14 protein-coding genes are annotated in these 19,371 nt (G+C 59.0%); 8 read left to right on the top strand and 6 right to left on the bottom strand.

Going from position 1 to position 19,371, the window contains the following annotated elements; translation table 11 throughout:
• Position 1 precedes the first annotated feature (1 nt).
• The 8 genes from AC6I1V_RS02970 to AC6I1V_RS02935 all read left to right on the top strand — a co-directional run bounded on the left by AC6I1V_RS02970 (position 2) and on the right by AC6I1V_RS02935 (position 11,589).
• The gene (locus tag AC6I1V_RS02970) at positions 2 to 2,218 is read left to right on the top strand and encodes a type I secretion system permease/ATPase (RefSeq protein ID WP_302551986.1); all 2,217 of its coding nucleotides are present in this window, start codon (positions 2 to 4) and stop codon (positions 2,216 to 2,218) included.
• Positions 2,219 to 2,228: 10 nt separating this feature from the next.
• Positions 2,229 to 3,605 (top strand): HlyD family type I secretion periplasmic adaptor subunit, encoded by a 1,377-nt coding sequence (locus AC6I1V_RS02965; protein WP_479858311.1) that lies wholly within the window; start codon positions 2,229 to 2,231, stop codon positions 3,603 to 3,605.
• Positions 3,606 to 4,445 carry a transglutaminase-like cysteine peptidase gene (locus AC6I1V_RS02960; protein WP_486853811.1) on the top strand — a complete coding sequence of 280 codons (840 nt, stop codon included), beginning with the start codon at positions 3,606 to 3,608 and terminating at the stop codon, positions 4,443 to 4,445.
• A gap of 72 nt (positions 4,446 to 4,517) precedes the next feature.
• On the top strand, positions 4,518 to 6,602 hold the full coding sequence (locus tag AC6I1V_RS02955) for an HD domain-containing phosphohydrolase (protein WP_479858313.1): 2,085 nt from the start codon (positions 4,518 to 4,520) through the stop codon (positions 6,600 to 6,602).
• Between the two features lie 30 nt (positions 6,603 to 6,632).
• Positions 6,633 to 7,850: a glycosyltransferase gene (locus AC6I1V_RS02950; RefSeq protein WP_486853812.1), complete on the top strand. Its 1,218-nt coding sequence runs from the start codon at positions 6,633 to 6,635 to the stop codon at positions 7,848 to 7,850.
• 186 nt (positions 7,851 to 8,036) lie between these two features.
• Complete coding sequence (nhaC, locus tag AC6I1V_RS02945; RefSeq protein WP_486853813.1) at positions 8,037 to 9,449, top strand: Na+/H+ antiporter NhaC; 1,413 nt, start codon at positions 8,037 to 8,039, stop codon at positions 9,447 to 9,449.
• A gap of 10 nt (positions 9,450 to 9,459) precedes the next feature.
• Complete coding sequence (locus AC6I1V_RS02940) at positions 9,460 to 11,013, top strand: sulfatase family protein (protein WP_479858314.1); 1,554 nt, start codon at positions 9,460 to 9,462, stop codon at positions 11,011 to 11,013.
• A 48-nt stretch (positions 11,014 to 11,061) separates the two neighbouring features.
• Entirely contained in the window at positions 11,062 to 11,589 is a 528-nt protein-coding gene (locus AC6I1V_RS02935; protein ID WP_486853814.1) for a 3'-5' exonuclease, read from the top strand.
• 300 nt (positions 11,590 to 11,889) lie between these two features.
• On the opposite strand, the gene hflX is transcribed toward AC6I1V_RS02935, so the two are convergent.
• From hflX to AC6I1V_RS02905, 6 genes are all read right to left on the bottom strand, one after another.
• The gene (gene hflX / locus AC6I1V_RS02930) at positions 11,890 to 13,518 is read right to left on the bottom strand and encodes a GTPase HflX (protein WP_486853815.1); all 1,629 of its coding nucleotides are present in this window, start codon (positions 13,516 to 13,518) and stop codon (positions 11,890 to 11,892) included.
• A 333-nt stretch (positions 13,519 to 13,851) separates the two neighbouring features.
• Positions 13,852 to 14,355 (bottom strand): single-stranded DNA-binding protein, encoded by a 504-nt coding sequence (locus tag AC6I1V_RS02925; RefSeq protein ID WP_479858317.1) that lies wholly within the window; start codon positions 14,353 to 14,355, stop codon positions 13,852 to 13,854.
• Between the two features lie 23 nt (positions 14,356 to 14,378).
• Positions 14,379 to 14,723, bottom strand: a complete 345-nt coding sequence (locus tag AC6I1V_RS02920; RefSeq protein ID WP_302551977.1) for a formin-like protein 18 — start codon at positions 14,721 to 14,723, stop codon at positions 14,379 to 14,381.
• A gap of 1 nt (position 14,724) precedes the next feature.
• Entirely contained in the window at positions 14,725 to 15,375 is a 651-nt protein-coding gene (locus tag AC6I1V_RS02915) for a biotin attachment protein (protein WP_302551976.1), read from the bottom strand.
• Positions 15,376 to 15,447: 72 nt separating this feature from the next.
• Positions 15,448 to 17,697: an acetyl-CoA carboxylase carboxyl transferase subunit alpha/beta gene (locus tag AC6I1V_RS02910; protein ID WP_302551975.1), complete on the bottom strand. Its 2,250-nt coding sequence runs from the start codon at positions 17,695 to 17,697 to the stop codon at positions 15,448 to 15,450.
• 18 nt (positions 17,698 to 17,715) lie between these two features.
• Positions 17,716 to 19,131: a biotin carboxylase N-terminal domain-containing protein gene (locus AC6I1V_RS02905; RefSeq protein ID WP_302551974.1), complete on the bottom strand. Its 1,416-nt coding sequence runs from the start codon at positions 19,129 to 19,131 to the stop codon at positions 17,716 to 17,718.
• Positions 19,132 to 19,371 lie beyond the last annotated feature (240 nt).

Raw genomic sequence — 19,371 nt, 5'->3', positions numbered from 1 at the left:
CATGGCTGATGTGATGCAGCCCCCGAAAGGGGGAGAGCCCGATATGCCGGAACAGAAGAAGCCTGTCCCGCTGGTCAACGACGGTTTGTCGCCTTCGGATGTGGATTTTATCCCGCCGCTGGTGCATAGCTTGGTTACGTTGCTGCGGCTCCGCGGCAAGTCCGTTTCCACGGCGTTTCTGATGGCGGGGCTGGCCGGAACGGGACGTGTCTCCCCTGGGGCCTGCCTGCACGCGGCAAAGCGTGCGGGGCTTGAGGGGAAGATCGTTTATCGGAAGAGCCTTCAGGACATTTCCACGCTGGTGCTCCCGTGCATCCTCCTGTTGTCCCGTGACCGTTCGTGCGTCCTTACTGCGATGGATGACGGAAAGGCGGAGGTGATTTTCCCGGAAACGGGGGAGGGCGTGCAGCCCGTTCCCCTTCAGATGCTGGCGGACGAGTACAGCGGATACGCCATCTTCGCCACGCGAGAGGCCCGGCTTGACCAACGGGCCGACCGCATCCGGCTTCTCAAGGGGAAGCGCTGGTTCTGGGATGTCCTGCTCTATTACATGCCGATCTATCGCCATGTGGCCTTTGCCAGCGTGGTCATCAATCTGATCGGCGTCATCAGCCCCCTGTTCGTGATGAACGTGTACGACCGCGTGATCCCCAACAACGCGGTGGATACGCTCTGGGTGCTGGCCATAGGCATCCTGATAGCCTACCTTTTCGATTTCCTGCTGCGCAACCTGCGCAGTTACTTCGTCGATGTGGCGGGCCGCAATGCGGACGTCGTGCTATCCAGCCGTCTGGTGCAGAAAGTGCTGACCATGCGGCTGGACGCCAAACCCGAATCGACCGGCGCGCTGGTCAACAACCTGCGCGAGTTCGAGTCGCTGCGCGAATTTTTCAGCTCTTCGACCCTGTTGGCGTTCATCGATCTGCCTTTCCTTGTGGTGGCACTGCTCCTGCTGGGATATATCGGCGGCCCGTTGGTGATTCTGCCGTTATGCGCCATCCCGGTGCTCATCATTACGGGCATCGCGCTGCAGGAGGTGGGCAAACGCACGGCGGAGCAGGGGTATAAGCAGAATATGCAGAAGAACGCGCTGCTTGTCGAACTGGTCAACGGGCTGGAAACCCTTAAGGCGTGCATGGCCGAAAGCCGGATGCTGCACCTCTGGGAACAGGTGGTCGGTGTCTCGGCCAAAGCCAGCAGTGTCGCCAAAAAGTACAACAACCTCGCCATTACCATTTCCACGCTGGTCACGCAGGCCGTGTCCGTGGGGATGGTCATTTGGGGGGTCTACCTGATCGCCGACGGCGCCATGACGATGGGCGGGCTCATCGGCTCGAATATTCTGGTGGGCCGGGCGATGGCCCCGCTGATGCAGATCGCAAGCCTCCTTACCCGGTTGCAGAATTCCCGCATGTCCCTGCAGGCGTTGGATCTGTTGATGCAGCTTCCCTCCGAAGGGCAGAACGACAACGAATACGTCGACTTCGGCAAACTGAGCGCTTCGTTCTCGTTTGAGGATCTGTCATTTGCCTACCCCGGTGCCGAACGCTTGGCTCTCGCGGATATTTCCATGTTCATCAAGCCCGGCGAAAAGGTCGGCGTCGTCGGGCGGATGGGCTCAGGCAAGTCCACGCTCGGCAAGATGCTGATCGGGTTGTACCAGCCTAGGGACGGCGCCGTGAAATTCGGCGGCGTGGACATCCGGCAGCTTGCCGAAGCGGATCTTCGGGGCAGGGTCGGTTTCCTGCCGCAGGACGTGGTGCTTTTTTACGGCACGATTCGGGATAACATCGCGCTCGGCGATCCCACCATCAACGACCAGATGATTCTGCGGGCGTCCACGCTGGCGGGGGTGACGGAATTCATCCGTTCCAACCCGGCCGGTTTCGGGGCGCAGGTCGGCGAGCGGGGCATGGCATTGTCCGGCGGCCAGCGTCAGGCCGTGGCTCTGGCCCGTGCGCTGGTACGGGACCCGGACATCCTGATCCTCGACGAGCCGACCAGCAACATGGATAATGCGTCCGAGCAGATGATCAAAAACCGCCTCAAAGCGGTGATGGGCAGCAAGACGCTGGTTCTGATCACGCATCGGCTGAGCATGTTGGAACTCGTGGACAGGCTCATCGTTATGGAAGGTGGACGTATCATTGCGGATGGCCCGAAGAACGAAGTGCTGCGCCGCCTGCGCGAGCAGCCCGCGCCCCGGACCGAACAGTAAGGATTGAGTCATGCCGCAGCAATCTGAAAAACCGCAACAGCCTCAACTCCCAAACGATACCCGCACTCAGGCCATCGGTTCGGAGGAGCTCCCCTACGTCAATGAGGTGGAAGCCGCACTGGCGCGCAAGCCGCGCCTTGGGGCACGCTTTCTTTCACTGGCTGTCGGGCTTTTTTTCCTCATTTTGGGGATCTGGGCGAATTTTGCCGAAATCGACGAGGTGACCCATGCCAACGGGCAGGTGATCTCTTCGCAGCGCACGCAGATTATCCAGAATCTTGAAGGCGGCATTCTGGGGGCCGTTCTTGTCGGGGAAGGGGAAATCGTCGAAAAGGGCACGCCGCTTGCACAGCTCGACAACAAGCTTGCCGAGAGCCAGTACCGTGACGCCCAGAACAGGATCTTGGAGAATGAGCTTTCAATCATCCGCCTTGACGCCGAACTGAAAGGCGAATCGCCTGTTTTCCCGGAAGAACTCTCGGTTTCGCACCCGCAGGCCATCGCTGATCAGATGGCTATCTTCCACGCCCGCGAACAGCAGCAGAACGCCGAAATGGGCCTGCTGCAATCGCAGTATGAGCAGCGCTCGCGCGAAGTCGAAGAGCTGACCGGCAGGAAACGCCAGACCGAACGCAGCCTTGCGCTTGCCGTTGAACAGCGGAACATCGCCGCGCCGCTGATGCAGCGCAAGATTTATTCCCGTGTCGACTACTTGGGCCTTGAGCAAAAGGTCGTGTCTCTGCAAGGCGATATCGAGTCGCTGGCGTCCTCCATCCCCAAGGCGAAGGCCGCCGCAGAGGAGGCGAAACAGCGCCTGACGCTGCGCAAGGCGGAAATGGAAGCGGAAATCAACGCCGAAATCAGCAAGCGCCGTACGGAACTCAATTCGTTGAAGGAAACCCTCGCCGCCGGCGGCGACCGGGTGACTCGTACCGAATTGAAATCCCCCGTCCGGGGCACCGTCAAGCAGATTTACATCAATACGGTGGGTGGCGTCGTCAAGCCCGGCGAAGCAATCATGGAAATTGTGCCGCTTGACGATACCCTGTTGGTCGAGGCCCGTGTCCGCCCGGCGGACGTGGCCTTCCTTCATCCGGGGCAGAAGGCGATGGTCAAGGTTTCCGCGTACGATTTTTCCATCTACGGGGGGCTTGAAGCCGAGCTTGAGCAGATCAGTGCCGATACGATTGAGGACAAACGCGGCGAGTTCTTCTATTTGGTCAAGGTTCGCACGCATAAGAATGCCATTTCATACCGCAAGGAGCAGTTGCCGATCATCCCCGGCATGGTGACGACCGTGGACATTCTGACGGGGAAGAAGACGGTTCTTGACTATATTTTGAAGCCGATTTTGAAGGCCCGGCAGAACGCCTTGCGGGAAAGGTAAATGATCCGCTGGAGGTGGTTTGGTATTCTCGCGGGCTTGCTTGCATTAAGTATTTTCGTCGGGTTGCCGCATCCCGGCGCGTTCGCTTCGGATGACGGCGACGAAATACTTCTCAAGCGGGGTTCCGTCGGTTCGCTCCTGTCAAACAGGAATAAGGCGGGGGATGCCCGGAATGCGGCACCGTCCCAGCCTCCAGCCGTAACCCCGGCCGAGCCGGCGCGGGAACCGGAGGCGCAGGCGGCCCCGGCTGGAAAACGGAAAGAGGGCGGCCCTATACGGCTGTTCGGTACGCTGGAGATGCGGAGCAAGATAGGGAATATGCCGAAATGGACTTCCGTTTTGGAAAAGGAGCGGAAGAATCCGGGATACGTGGCTCAACGGCAGTTCCCCGGACAGGGCATGTGGAAGGACATCAAGGCGAAACTGTCGCGCCTGTCGCCGCTTGAGCAGGCGAAGGCCGTGAACGTGTTGATCAATCGCTGGCCTTACCGTACTGATATGGATGTATGGGGCCTCATGGACTACTGGGCGGCGCCTACGGAGTTTTTTCGGAAGTCGGGCGACTGCGAGGATTTCGCCATCGCCAAGTATTTCGCGTTGCGTGACTTGGGCATTCCCGCTTCCAAGATGCGGATCGTCGTGCTGAAGGATACGCTTCGCAATCTTGACCATGCCGTCCTCGTCTTCTATTCGGACGGGGACGCATGGATACTTGACAATTTGAGCAACGCGGTCTTGTCGCATAGGCGGCTTTCGCATTATCGGCCGCAATTTTCAGTGAACGAGGAGTACCGCTGGGCGCATTTGAAGCCCTCTGCTCCTAAAAAGACGGGCCGTTAGCTCACGGGCTCCGGCTGGGACGTGTAGTGGACAACCATGCAGACGAGTGGAACGGATAAAGAGAGGGGCGTTATGGAGCAAGTCATTCCCCAGTCTAAGGTGGGAAACAAGTCCGCGGCGTACAGGCGCATGGGCTGGTTTATGGCTGTCATTCTTGTGCTTGTGCTGTGCGCTGCGGGCAGTCTGGCATGGTTCAACATCAATATGGCGGAAACGTCCCTCAAGCAGGATGTGGAACGCCGTCTGCAGTTTACGGCCCAGAATAAGGCCAGTGCGCTTTCGCTTTGGTTCAATTCCATGCAGAATCAGGCCAACCGTCTGATCAGCGCGGATCTTTTCCGGCTGTTCGCGTCGGAAGTCAATGGGCTTGGCAATGATCTCTCCACGCTCCTGAATGCCTCCGGCGACAGCTCCTCTGGGATTGATGATCTGTCGCAGTTGGCCTCTCAGCTTCCGCTCATGAAGAACCTTCTGCAGGAATTCATCTCTTATTCCGGGTTCCTGCGCGCCCGTATCACCAACACGGACGCCCAGACGTACCTTTCCACGGACGTCACGCCCCCGGCGCTCTCGCTGGAACAGCAGCAGGGCATCCGAAAGACGGTCGAGTCGGGCAAGCTGGGCATCCTGCCCGTGCGTAAGACCAGCAATGGGCTGGTTCTTGATCTGGTTGTTCCCATCTTCGCCCCCCAGTATGTTGAAGGCCGATCGGAAAAGCCGGTGGCTACGCTCCTGCTGTCCCTGATGGTGTCTTCCCGTCTTGGCGAAACCATTGATGCCGTGAAGGGTGAGGGCTCGTTCGGCGTTACCCATGTTTTCCAGATCGTCGGGGACAAGTTGCAGGATCTTCTCCCCTTGTCTGCGGATATCCAGAACCTGCCTGGCTGGCAGCTGGGGCAGAACGACAGCCTGCCGTTCGGGATCAGGAAAGGGGCGTCTGGCTCTCATGAAGCGGTATACAGCATCGGCGTGAAGGTTCCCGAACTGCCGTGGCTGGTCGTGCAGGAAGTGCCGGTGGCTGCCGCGCTCAAGCCCTTCCTGTCGCAGCGCAATGCGATTGTCATATGGGCGGTCATTGCGGTTGTGGTCGTGCTGCTGGCTCTGTTGGCCGTCTGGTGGTGGCTCGTGGGGCGCAACGCCCGGAACGTAAGCGCCGAGCTGCTCCAGTTGTATCAGATTTCCAACCAGCAGAAGCAGCTCCTTGACGGCATCAACAGCGCGCTTGTGGACGGCATTGTCCTGACCGACAAGGGCGGCATGGTTCAGTATGCCAACCAAGCGTTCGCGCATATGGTCGGGCGTTCCGATGAAGAGCTTGTAGGCATGGATTGTGCGGCGATTTTTGGCTACGATACCGCTTTGCGGCTGTATAAGCAGTTGGACGTGGCCATCCAAAGCGGGCAATCTTTCATGTTCAAGGACGTGATGTGGCTGCAGTCGAAGAAGTACCATTATCAGATCACATGTTCGCCGTACCGCAATGAAAGCGGGGTAATCACGGGGACGGTTTCGGTGTTCCGCGACATTACGCAGCTTGTCGACGCGCAGGAGCGAAACCAGCGTATGGAGCGGCAGACCATCGCCGCGTTCATGCACGCTATTGAGGCCGTTGACCCGTACTTGGGCGGACAGTCCTCGTATATGGCGAACTTGGGCGGTGATTTGGTCAAGACCCTCGGCCTCAGCGAGGAAGACGAGAGCACCGTCCGCACGGCGGCCAGTCTGTCGCAGATCGGCAAGATGCAGCTGCCCCGTGAGCTGCTGACGAAGCCCGGCGCCTTCACGCCGGAAGAGCGTCAGGCTATGGAGCGGCATGTGGAATATGCTCGGGACACCTTGAAGAACATCAATTTTGAATTGCCCGTCGTGGAAGCCATTTCCCAGATGAACGAGTTTTTGGACGGTTCCGGGTATCCCGAAAAGCTGCATGGGGACGAGATCAGCATTCATGGCCGCATTCTGTCGGTTGCGAATACGTTCTGCGCCCTGATCCGGCCCCGTTCGTACCGCAACGCCAAGTCCGTGGACGTGGCCCTGCATATTCTGGAATCCGAATCGGCGAAGTATGATCAGCATGTGGTACACGCGTTGCGTGAATATTTGAAGACGCCTGCGGGGGAAAAGTTCGTCAGAAGCCTTGCAGATGAAAACGTCTGATGGAGCGTAACGAAGGGATCGGTGTGGGATATGCGCATCCTTTTTCTGCATCATACGTTTCCGGGGCCGTTTCGGTATCTGGCGGCGCGCTTGGGTGGGCTTCCCGGCAACGAAGTCGTGTTCCTTTCGGAGCGGAGCAGGAGGGATGTGCGGATTCCCGGCGTTCGGAATCTGACGGTTTCCGGTGTCCAGCCGGTCATGTCGGAGGATAGGGCCGAGCGGGAATTGATGCAGATGATGCGTTACGGCTCACGTTTCGCCAATGCGCTGTTAAGGTTGCAGCAGAGCGGCTTTGAGCCGGATATCGTCTATGCCCATCCCCGGTGGGGATGCAGCTTTTTCGTGCAGGATATTTTCCCTCAGGCGTTCCATGCCGTGTATGCGGAATGGTATTACACGAAAGGAGCCAATTATACCTTTTTCACGCAAGGGGCACCCCGACCCGCCGTGGAGTTTGCCCAGAGCCGCGTCCGTAACCTTTGCCAGCTCAATGCGCTGGCGGAATGTGATCTTGCAGTCACGGCCACAAGTTGGCAAAAAAAGCAGTACCCGCAGCAGATTGCAAAGCATATTCACGTAGTCCACGAGGGGGTGGACACGGATTTCTTTTCCCCGGAACCTGAGCGTTTCCGCATCGAAGGTTGTGATCTTTCCACTGTCAAGGAGCTGGTGACGTTTTCGGGCCGGGGTCTGGAGCCTTTTCGCGGTTTCCCCCAGTTTTATAGGAGCTTGCCCCGATTGCTGGCGGCACGCCCTGAGTGTCATGTGTTGATTATGGCGTCGGAGCGGCAGGGGAGCGACCAGGCCGTTTCGCTGGAGCGCCTTCGGGAAGAGGTGCCTGTCGATCCCCGGCGTGTCCATTTTGTAGGGTTCCGTCCTTACGAAGAGTATCGGCTGTTGCTGCGCGCTTCCACGGTGCATGTGTATTTTACGGCGCCGTTCGCGCTTTCGGCGGGGCTGTTTGAATCCATGAGCTGCGGCTGCCTGCTGGTGAGTTCGGATACGGAACCCGTCCGGGAAGTGGTTCGGCACGGCGAGAATGGATTCCTGTGCGACTTCTGGGATTACGGCATGCTTGCCGATATCACGGCGGAATTGTTGGCCAGATCTGATGCCATGGGCCCCGTGCGCGCGGCTGCCCGTCAGCGCATTGTGGAAGAATACAACCTGAAAGTGCAGATCCCGCGCCATTTGAACTTGCTTCTTTCGGCGTATGCCGACTGGAAAAAAGCTCGGCGGACATCGTAAATGACAGGCTCCCTTATGAGGGGGCTTTTTTTTGCCGTTTTTGCGGGAAAAGGGGCGGAACGTCAGTTGTCTTTTGGTAAAGGGCGGGTCATACTTGTGAGAACGACAAAGACTTCTGAGCGCGATGCGCTCGCCGGTAACCGTTCCTGAGTGGGACGGGTGGAAGACAGTGGAGAGGAGTATGGAATGGAGACGAAAGGGAAGAAGCCTTCTTTAGGGTGGGCGATCCTGTCATTGGCGTTACCTGTGGCGATGATCCTGTATGGTACGCTCATTGTTGGGGTGCGGCCTCCCGTGCTGCCGCTCATCGGTGCCGTGGCGCTGGCAGGCCTCATGGGGCTGAAGACGGGATATCGTTGGGAAGACTTGCAGGAAGGGATGTTTGAGGCGCTCGGGCGCATCCAGATCGCCATCGCCATCCTTGCGCTGGTGGGCATGATCATCGCGGCGTGGCTTGCTTCAGGAACCATTCCCGCCATCATTTATTGGGGCTTGAAACTGATTGCGCCTGAACATTTCCTCTTGTCCGCCATGGTGCTGTGTTCGGTGGCCTCCATCGCCACGGGCACTTCATTCGGTACGATGGGAACCATCGGCGTGGCGCTGCTCGGCGTCGGGCAGGCGCTTGGCTATCCTCCGGCCATGACGGTTGGGGCCATCGTTTCCGGCGCGTACATCGGCGACAAGATGTCCCCGGTATCCGACTCGACCAACATCACTGCCTCCGTCTGTGAGGTGCCGCTTTTCGATCATATCCTGTCCATGCTCTGGACGACAGTTCCGGCATTCGTTGCGGCGGGGATCGTATACGCCGTGCTTGGTTTTTCCTTTGCGCAGGAGCAGAACGCTTCGCTGGAAAGCCTCAACGCGATCCTCAGCGGCCTTGAAGCGAATTTCAGTCTGGATTTTGTGGCGTTCATCCCCCCCATCCTGATGATCGTCTTGGCATACAAGCGTTTCCCGGTTCTGCCGGTCATGGCGGTGTGCCTGCTCAGTGCCGTGGCCATCGCTGTGTATGAGGGTGCGGCCTTCAACGAGCTCGCCAAGATGATGACCTCCGGCTACGTTTCCAAGACCGGCATCAAGCAGCTTGATCCGCTGTTGTCCCGCGGCGGCCTGCTCAGCATCATGCCTACGGTTTTGCTGTTGTGCTCCGGCATGGCCTTTGGCGGCATTCTGGAACGCTCCCGCGTACTTGAAGTCTTGCTCGATGCGGTATTGAAGGGGGCCCGCTCCGTCGTCCGTCTGGTTGCTTCAGTGCTGGCTGCGGCTTACATCATCAACTTCGGCACGGGCAGCCAGATGCTGGCGGTCATCGTGCCCGGCCGCGCCTTCCTTGATTCGTTCAAGAAGGCCGACATCAGCCCGTTGGTGCTGTCGCGTACCTGCGAGGACGCGGGGACTATCGGTTGCCCGCTGGTTCCGTGGAGCGTCCACGCGTTTTACATCGCGGGCGTGCTTGGCGTCAGCGCGTTCGACTTCGTGCCGTATGCGTTTTTGAATTGGTTCGTCCCCATTTTTTCCATCTTGTGCGCCCTAACCGGCTTCGGCATTTGGCGTTTGAACGGCACGCCGGTTCATGGCCGCAGAAAAGCCTAGAGAGGACAGCATGTCTCCCATCAAGAATGTGGTTTTCATTATGCTGGACACGCTCCAGTTCAATTATTTGGGATGCTACGGCAACACGAAAGTGAAAACGCCCAATCTGGATCGCTTCGCCAGACAGGGGTACCTGTTCGAGAACGCCTATAGCGAAGGGCTCCCCACGATTCCCGTCCGCAGGGCGCTCATGACCGGGCGTTTCACCTTGCCCTATGCCGGGTGGAAGCCGTTGGATCTGAATGATACCAGCCTGACCGACATGCTCTGGTGCCGGGAGGTGCAGACGGCTCTGGTGTATGATACGCCGCCCATGCGCCTGCCCAAGTACGGCTATTCGCGGGGGTTCGACTATGTAAAGTTCTGCAACGGGCATGAACTGGATCACGAGACGTTCCATAATGTGCCTCTGGATCCCGCTGTGAAGGCTGAGGATTATCTTTCGCCCGGCATGTTGCACAAGAATGAGGACGGCGAATACGACAGTTCGTCGCAGTCCCTGATCCGGGAGGCCGAATGCTACCTCAAGCAGCGTCAGTTCTGGAAGTCGGACGCTGACAACTATGTCAGCATCGTCGCACGGGAAGCCGACGACTGGCTGCGGCGCAAACGCGATCCGAAGCGGCCTTTCCTGTTGTGGGTGGATTCGTTCGATCCCCATGAACCTTGGGATCCGCCGTCCGTCTGGGAAGGGAAACCGTGTCCGCATGACCCGGACTATCAGGGCAATCCGATGATCTTGGCCCCGTGGACTGAAGTCAAGGGCGTGATGACGGAAGAGGAGTGTGCCCATATCCGCGCCCTGTACATGGAAAAAGTGGAGCTTGTGGATAAGTGGATCGGCAATCTGCTTGATTCTATCCGCGAGCAGGGCCTCTGGGATGAGACGATGGTGATTATCACCTCTGATCACGGCCAGCCCATGGGCAACGGCGAACACGGGCACGGCATCATGCGCAAGTGCCGTCCTTGGCCTTACGAGGAACTGGTTCATGTTCCTTTGCTCATCCATGTGCCCGGCCTTGAAGGAGGGAAGCGGATCGAAAGTTTCGTCCAGAATGTGGATGTCACGGCGACCATAATGGATGCGCTCGGCTACGGACAATCCGCTCTTTCCGAAGCCGGGCATGAAGGCATCCAGACCTACGGCGCGGATGAGATGCACGGTATCAGCCTGTTCCCGGTCATGCGCGGGGAGACGGATACCGTGCGCGAGGTCGCGATTGCCGGTTACTACGGCATGTCATGGTCGCTCATCACCAAGGATTGGTCGTATATCCATTGGCTCAAGAACGATATTGATACCGACGAGATGAACCGTCTTTTCTATGACGGATCGGGCAAGGGCGGCAACGCTGGCCGTCAGTCCGCCGAGCTGGAAATGAAAGAGGAAATGTGGACGTGCGTTCAGGGGGCCGAAGTGACGGTTCCCGAACAGGACGAACTCTACGACAGGCGGGTTGATCCGTTCCAGTTGAACAACTTGGCTGGTGCGCATCCCGAAAAGGCCAAGGAACTGCTCCAGCAGTTGAAGTTGTATATCGGTGAATTAAGAACCCTGTAGCTTAAAAGGGCGGGGGATTTCCCCGCCTTTTTTGTTGGAAAGACATTAATGGCCGACCCCGTATATGCCGCTTTGGATTTTGAAACCGCCGACTATCAGCCGGACAGCGCCTGTGCCGTAGGATTGGCGAAAGTGCGCGGCGGCGAAGTCGTCGACACGCTGTACAGCCTGATCCGTCCACCGAGGAGGCGTATCCTGTTCACATGGGTTCACGGCATCACGTGGAAGGATGTGCAGGACAGCCCCACGTTTTTGGAATTTTGGCCGCAGATGGCTTCGTTTCTGCAAGGCGTTACACATCTTGTCGCGCACAACGCCCCTTTTGATCGGCGGGTGTTGGAAGCCTGCTGTCAGGCCAACGGCATAGCCCTTCCGGATCTTCCTTTCGTATGCACACTGCGGGAATCGCGCAGGAAGCTCAAGATCCCTTCGCATAAGCTCGACGCGGTTTGCCGTTATTGCGGCATCCCGCTTGAGCATCACCATGCGGGTTCGGATGCCGTCGCCGCCGCCCGAATTTTGATTTACCTCCAAAGAGAACTACAGGGGGGAGGAGGAGAAAAGGGGAGCGGGTAGGGAGCTGTCTAGCCGTGCCTTCCCTTTTTCTCTTAAGGCTGTCCGACTGATGGGGATACGGAAGGGGATCCTGCCGTACGTCCGCCCCACGGTCAGGATGGATTGGAGCTTCGTGTTGAGTGAGCTGTGGCTTTTGTGCCTCCTTTTTTCTCATAGGCCTTTGGAGCGGCGCGGGGCACCGAAGAAAACGCGCCACGGGATCAAGGGGATTTCCTTATCCCTATGGCGCGTTTTGTATCTTGTGTTGAGATGTCGGCTTTGGGAGAGGGCGCGTGCCGTTTTCCAGAGCAGGGTAGCTTGTCAGTATATTTTGGGCATGGGCCCGGTTATTTCGATGTGGGCCGTCGTTTCCCAGTGGATGGTGTTTTCTATGCAGCGGGAGAGAGCGTTGAGACCGTCCCGGTTTTCCGCCGAAATGGGCAGGGCGTCGGGCCACCTGTCGCGCAGGATATCGCGCATCTCATCCTCCAGCCGATCCCACTTGTTGAGGATGAGGATACGCGGAACCTCATTCAGCTCCATATCGGCAAGGATGCCGTCCACAGCCGCAATCTGGCGGTCGAGTTCAGGATGTGAAGCGTCGGCCACATGCAGCAAAAGATCGGCGGCCTCCAGTTCCTCAAGGGTAGCCTGAAAAGCGTCGGTCAATTCCTTTGGGAGGTTGCGGATAAAGCCGACCGTATCCGCCAGCACCAGTTCATGCTCTTCGGGGAAACGAAGTCGCCGGGTGGTGGGATCCAGCGTGGCGAACAGCTTGTCTTCCGCCAGCACTTCCGAACGGGTCAGGGCGTTGAGGAGCGTTGACTTCCCGGCATTGGTGTAGCCCACCAGAGCAGCCACCGGCAAACCCTGCCGGGCGCGGCGGGCACGGGTAAAGGCCCGTTGCTGGCGCAGCCCTTCAAGCTCTTTCTTGATCTTGGCGATCCGTTCACGAATGCGGCGTCTGTCCGTTTCCAGTTTGGTTTCCCCGGGGCCACGGCCTCCGATGCCGCCCATGAGCCTGTCCATAGCCCGGTTTTTGCCCACAAGCCTGGGCTGCGTATACTTGAGCTGCGCCATTTCCACCTGCAGCTTGCCCGCCCTGGTCGTGGCGCGCTGGGCAAAGATGTCCAGAATGAGCTGGGTACGGTCGAGCACTTTGCGCTCGGTGACTTCCGAAAGGCTGTTGAGCTGAGCGGGAGTAAGTTCGCCGTCGAAGATGATCAGCGAGGCTTGGCCCTGCAAAGCCAAAATCTCAAGTTCCGCCAGCTTGCCTTTACCCAAAATATGCCGGGGATGGATGTCGGCGACCCGCTGGATAAGCGTCCCGGTCACCACAATGCCCGCACTGCGCGCCAGCTCCCGGAGCTCTTCGATGTGCATTTCTTGTACGGCGCGGGGAAGGGGCGAGACGGATACGAGGATCGCCCTGGGGCTGTCCCCCGCCTCGGACGCTTCGGAGAGCACGCGGCCAAGCTCCTCTTCCAGCGAGACGGCTTCGGCGTTGAAATCGATGTCCACGCGATCCCATGCGGTCATGGGATGGACGCGGTAAGGCTTGCTGTCGGCATTTGGGGGAAGCAGGTGCCCGCTCTGAAAGCTGACGGGATCGCCGTAATCATTGACGGTCAGTACGGAAACGCTGTCCAGGCGCAGGAACAGCATGTCCATCAAGTCTTCTTGGGAAAGCCCGTCCGGTGAAAGGTGCGTGTGCATCAGGCGGATGCCGCGCAGACGGCCCGCCGCACTACGCCCGCGCGGTAATTCCGGGATCAGGATGGACGCGGGATCGCCCACGATCACCATGTCCACCTTGCCCTGCCGATCTATGACGAGCCCAACCTGACGGCCGAGCGCACGCGAAAGGAGCGCAAGTTCGCGGGCCTGTTCCGTCGTATATCCACCCCGTACGGGGTATCGCCGCTGCCCCAGACGCGTCAGCGCCTTCATCTGGCTGGGCTTCAGGCCCGCCGTGTTGCCTTCCAGTCGAGTAGCTATGATCAATGCCTCGTGTTTATGGATGAAAAATGGAGCTCGTCTCTTTCCATGGTGCTTCCCTGTGATCTGGCGGCGCGTATTTCGGAGGCGTTGCCATCAATAACCACGCTGTATGATGTGAAAAAGTTGCCTTTGATCAAATACGGAAAACCCGCCTCCCTCAGCTCTACATCGGAACGAACTCCATCCGCGTGACCTCCCCACCAGTCAAACGTCTTAGGATGGGAGAGGGAGGGAAAGGGGAACCTTTCTCCAGAAAGTTCCCCTTTCCCTCCCAATATTTCTCTAGAACGGCACGTCATCCATGCCGCTGGCCTCGGAAGGAAACGCAGGGCCCAGATCTTCATAATCGTCCTGACGCTGCTGCGGGCGCTGCTGGGGACGGTTGCCGCCGGGCTGGGCGGGACGGCGGGGAGCGCTGTAGCCGCCTTCGCTGCCGCCGGACATGCCGCCCTGTTCGCTCCCGCGCTTGTCGAGGAACTGGACGCGCTGTGCCTTGATTTCGGTGGTGTAGCGATCCTGCCCCTGCTGATCCTGCCATTTGCGGGTCTGCAGGCTGCCTTCCACAAACACAAGGCTGCCCTTGGTCAGGTACTGGGAGCAGTTCTCCGCCGCTTTCTGGAACACCACGACGCGGTGCCACTCGGCACGGTCCACACGGTTGCCGTCGCGATCCGTGTAGGATTCGTCCGTGGCGATGTTGAGCGTGCAGACGGGGCTGCCGCTCTGGGAATAACGCAGTTCGGGATCGCGACCGAGCCTGCCGATAATCATAACCTTATTCAGCATGATAACTCCTTGCAGGGCGCCCGCTAGGGCTTGGGCGCCCGTTCGTTCAATGTGGCAAGTTCCTCTTCCAGCGTTTCGCTCAGCCCGTTGGCCTTGCGCGGTTCCCACTGGAAAAGCGCTTCCTCCAGTTCCTTTTTGACGGCGGCGGCGCGCCCGATGCCTTCCCGAAGGCCATCGGCGACAGCCTTGGGCCAGCCTTCAAACGAAAGGCCGTTTTCCAGCGCCGTCACCAACTCCAGCACGCCGCGTTTCTCGCCGGGGTACTGGGGACGGGGCCACGCCAAGGCCGCCAGAGCGGGCCATGCCCGGACGACGTCCTCTTCGCGGTATGTCCATGCGCTGACGCGGATCTGGAGGAGTTTGCCCATGTTATTCCTGCTCCTGCCATTCGGTTTGGACTTTCAGCACGACCTCTTCGATCTGCTGGAGCTGATCCGGGGGGCAGACGCCGATCAGCGGGCTTCCCGCGTCCACGTTTTCGTTGTGTTCAAAGTACACCGTATAGATAAGCCCGTCCGGGCCGGTGTAGTACAGGGGCATTTCCCGTTTCATACGAGAGACGATGAACAGCTCCATGCCTTCGTAGACGGAGACGGAACGGCAACCCGACACCTTGATTTTGGTGTCGATCTGGGGAACAAAATAATATTTGGCCCGTTCGGGAGCCACAAAGAGGTTAAGCGCCTGCTTGAGCAGGATGCGCAGCACCTCGTCCTTGGACAAAAAGTGCCGGATGGTGGCGAGCGGGGTGCCCGCCTGTACGTACGTCCCTTCCAACTCGCTATGGATTGCGCAGAGTTCACCCTTCTGAACCGCGTTGAGCGGCTTTGGGTTGCGTTCGCGCGTGATGGTGGCGATAAGCGTTCCGGGCCGTTCCTTCCATGTTCCGTTCGGGCCGATGACCTTATCTCCCAGCTTGAGCGAACCGAACGTCACCACACCGGTATGGGGGGCGACGATTTCCTGTTCCTCAAAAGGGGAAGCCTTGATTTCTTCGAGAAGGCTTGTGACATCTAACATGCTGTTGACTCTCTTCTTGCAAAGGGGAAAGGCGGGGAACCGGGACGTCCCGGCCCCAAAGCCCATCGGCGGTTAACGGTAGTAAAGGTTGCGGCCGCCCATCGTCAGCAGAACCTGCTTCAGGTTGGCGCGAGCCTCACGGCGATCCCATACACCCTGAATGTGTCCCCGCGCCAGTGCCTTATACGCGCTGTGGTAGTGGGGTTCGATGTCTATCCCTGTGGTTTCCTTGATGACGCCGCGTCCGGCGAACCCAAGGTTCGAGGAGCGCATGGCATACTGGTAGGGCGAGCAGCCGAGGAAGCTCGCCACCGGCCCGGCGTAGGAGTTGGTATCGTACAGAACCGTATACAGGCCACCGGCATTGATGTAGCGGCGCACCGCCACCGTGCAGCGGGGCATCTGAATGACGCCGTGCGTGCCTTCCTGAATGCGGATGCCCGCCGTGCCGTGCACGTAGGCGAGAAGCGGATAGCGCTTCTTCATCGCCAGTTCCGCGGCTTCCACGAACTTGGTGCCTTCGGCGGAACCGACGGAGCCGCCGCGGAAAGTGCCCGCGAACAGGGCGACGATCATCTTGGTGCCGTCCAACTTGGCTTCAAAGGTAATGCAGCCGCTTTTGAGCTTGGTGCGCTCCCGCGCTTCGGCAAGGCGGACATCAAAGCCTTCAAACTGCAGGGGGTTGCCGGCTTCCACTTCGCCGTTGAATTCGCGGACGGAATCCTCATCGAACACGTTCTTGACGAACCACTGGTATTCCATCGGGAAGTGGTGGCCGCACCACGTGCAGACGCCCGCGAATTCGCCGTACAGATCCGGGGACCACAGGTCGAGGCAGCCATGCGTGCCTGCATTCGGGCAGGTGACCGCGCGGTCTTCCTTGGCGCGGGGGCTGATATACGACCATTGGCCTTTGCGGGACTCGTTTTCCTCGTCCCAATCGGAAAGCGTGGTCAGGTTGCGCACGGTTTCCGGTTCGATGGAGGGGCGCTGATCACGAGGGATGCGGCAGAAGGGCGCGGTCAGGCGGCGCTTCAGCAGGTGCATTTCAGAGGTCATTTCATCCAGCAGGTAGGCGAACTTACGCTGATGCTTGGTGATAAGCGCATATTTGATGCGGGCGGAGATGTTGCCCCACGATTCGCGCATGCTGTTGCGCATCTTGTTGAGGAAGGGGCGGCGGTCGATATAGGCCCCGCGCGACAGGCGGAGGAATTTTTTCTGGCGGCGCAGGACAAGGCGCTCGCGGGCACCCTGGCTGAGGTGCCAACGGATATACATCTCGTCGAGGTTGATGTCGTCGCGGCTCATGCGGCGGAGCAGCGCGCCGCGGAACAAGCCTGAACGCACGGACAGGACTGTTTCATCGGTAGCCCGGATGATTTCCTGGCGCAGGGTGCGGAAGAAGTCATAATGATACGGACGGGCGCCGAGGCTGGGTTCCTGAATGATCCTGTCGATATAGCCGAACTGGAGGTTGTCCTCGGCGGTGATGTGCAGTTGGGTGGCGCAGCGTTCGATGAGTTCGGGCGTGGCGCGCTGGCCGGGCTTCAGACGGCCTTCGATGGCTGCGGCGCCTTCAGGGGAAATGACCGAATAGTAGCCGTGCGAAAGCATGAGGCGGCGATCCGCCAGCGAAATGGCCTCGGCGCCGCCGGAACCGCCTTCGGAGAACACGGCGACCATAGGCACGGTGAGCCCGGCCATTTCATAGAGGTTTTTCGCAATCTGCTGCGCCGCGCCGGGCGTGTCCTCAATGGGGAAGGAGCCGGGCGTGAAGACGTAGGTATGGATCGGGATACCTTCGGTTTCCGCAACCTTCATGTACTGGAGGGCCTTGGAGTTGCCCCACGGCTTGACGGAACCGCCGTTGCGGAATTCCTCGCCGTGGCCTTTTTCTTGGCCGATGACCATGATGAGCTGGTTGTAGGTCTTCTTGCCGCGGCGGCGGGTGATGGTGGCGCGGGCGATAAGCATACTCGGATCGATGCTGTGCTCTTCCTGACCGCCGATTTCCGTGAAGTTGTCGTATACGTTTTCAAGGATGTCACGCAGGCAGATACGCTGCGGATGGCGGACGATGCGCACCTTGTCCATAGGCTGGATTTTCGTTTCCAGCTTGCGCTCCATAAACGTGAACAGTTCTTCCAGCGTGGTGAGCTCCGCATCCGGGTCGGACTGGATGCCCTCCGTGGCACGGCGGAAGAATTCGTTCAGGCGGTTGTGCAGCAACTCGATGTCTTCCGGGTGCTTGCCGTCAAAGATATCCCGGATATAGTTGAGGCGTTCGCTCAGATGATGTGCTCTTTTTTCGATATCCATGCTGTATCCAGTAATCCGCTAGAAGCGGAGAATGCGGCCCGTATTGGCCCGGAGGAAGTTGACGTTGGACTTCAGTTCGCCGGACTGGTTCTCACCCTGCAGGGTCAGCTCGTCGAGGAACTGCATGCCCCGTTCCTTGGCCTGTTCGAGGTTTTCGCCCCAGATGATGGCAAGCGCAAGGTTCGGGTCGAATTCCGTGGGGATTTCGTACGGCTCGTCCGTAGGCACGTGCGTGTACATTTTGAGCCAAGGATGGCTCGGCCACCCGAAGGCATCGATGCGGCCGACCCACGGCGTAAAGCGGTTATCGGGATCCTCGGCGATGAGGCGGTATTCGATGCCCACGCCTTCAAAAGTGATGTCTTCCTGCGTATAGCCGAGGGGCTCGCCGAGGCCTATGCGGATCTGTTCGGCGATGATGTCGACGTCGCCTTGCCCCTTGACCTTGGAAATGCGGGCGGAGACGCCGTTTTCCACCTGAATGCGGGTGTTCACTTCCATAAGGAAGGGGCTGCCGTCCTTGGTGACGATCCATTCCCACGTCCCTACGTTGTCGTAGCCGACCTTGCGGGCCAATGCGAGGGAGTGGCGGGTGATGTCTTCCAACAGCTTGTCCGCGTCGAAATCGTATTCGATGGATGAGGAATCGAAGCCGGGCGCAACTTCGATACGCTTCTGGAGGCCTGTGGACTGGATCGAACAGTTACGGGTGCCGAAATGAACCGGATTTTTGCCGCTCCGGTCGGAGACGATCTGCACTTCAAGATGGTTGAAGCCGCAGATGCGCTGTTCGATGAGCACGCCTTCGTCCTTGAACTGGCGGAGCGCGTAGTTGCGGATACGCCGGTACACGGAGCGGAACTGATCGATGTCGTATACTTCCTCAATGCCCATGCCGCCGCCGCCCGCGGAAGCCTTGACGAGAACCAGCGGGCGAGTGATGCCCTGCTGAAGCTGGAAATCATAAAGGTTTCTGGCGATCTTTTCGGCTTCCATTTCGTCGTAAATGGGGCGGTCGGAACCGGGAACCGTGGGCACGCCGAGGCTGCGGGCAAGGCGTTTGGTATTGATTTTATCGCCGAGCTCCCGGATGACCCGCCACGAAGGGCCGATGAAGATCAGCTTGCGTTCTCTGGTCGTGACCCGGCGGGCGAAGCGGAAGTCCTCCGCGAAGAATCCGTAGCCGGGGTGAATGGCCGTGGCGCCGGCGTCGTCGGCGACGGACAGGATTTCATTGGCGTCGTGGTAGGAGGACACCTGATAGAGGGATTTTTCCCCACCAAGTTCTTTGGCGATGCGTACGTGGCCGGAATGGATGTCCTCGGCCGTATGCACGCAAACGAATTCCAAGCCCAATTTACGGCAGGCCTGAACGATGCGTACGGCGATTTCTCCCCGGTTGGCTACGAGGACTTTATGTTCTGTTTTCTCCACCGTTGTACCTCATGCATGATTTGTAGGCTCCGGAGCGGAGCATTGCCAGTCGCCGGGCCGCTGGCCCGATATGGATTTTCCTGCCCCGTTTCCAGCTTGCAGGTACGGACAGCACCTGCGGGTCTGACAGTATCGCCTAAATCAAGGCCGTTAGCAATCGCTCCGCTGGGGGATCCAAGATTTTTTCGGGAAATGGAAGCCTTTTGGCATAGGTTGGCTTCCGGCTTTGAATGACTCCTT

Source organism: Bilophila sp. T19-St14 (genome assembly GCF_059728385.1).
The sequence above is the reverse complement of the archived record's forward strand: the minus strand, read 5'-3'. Positions and strand labels throughout refer to the sequence as shown.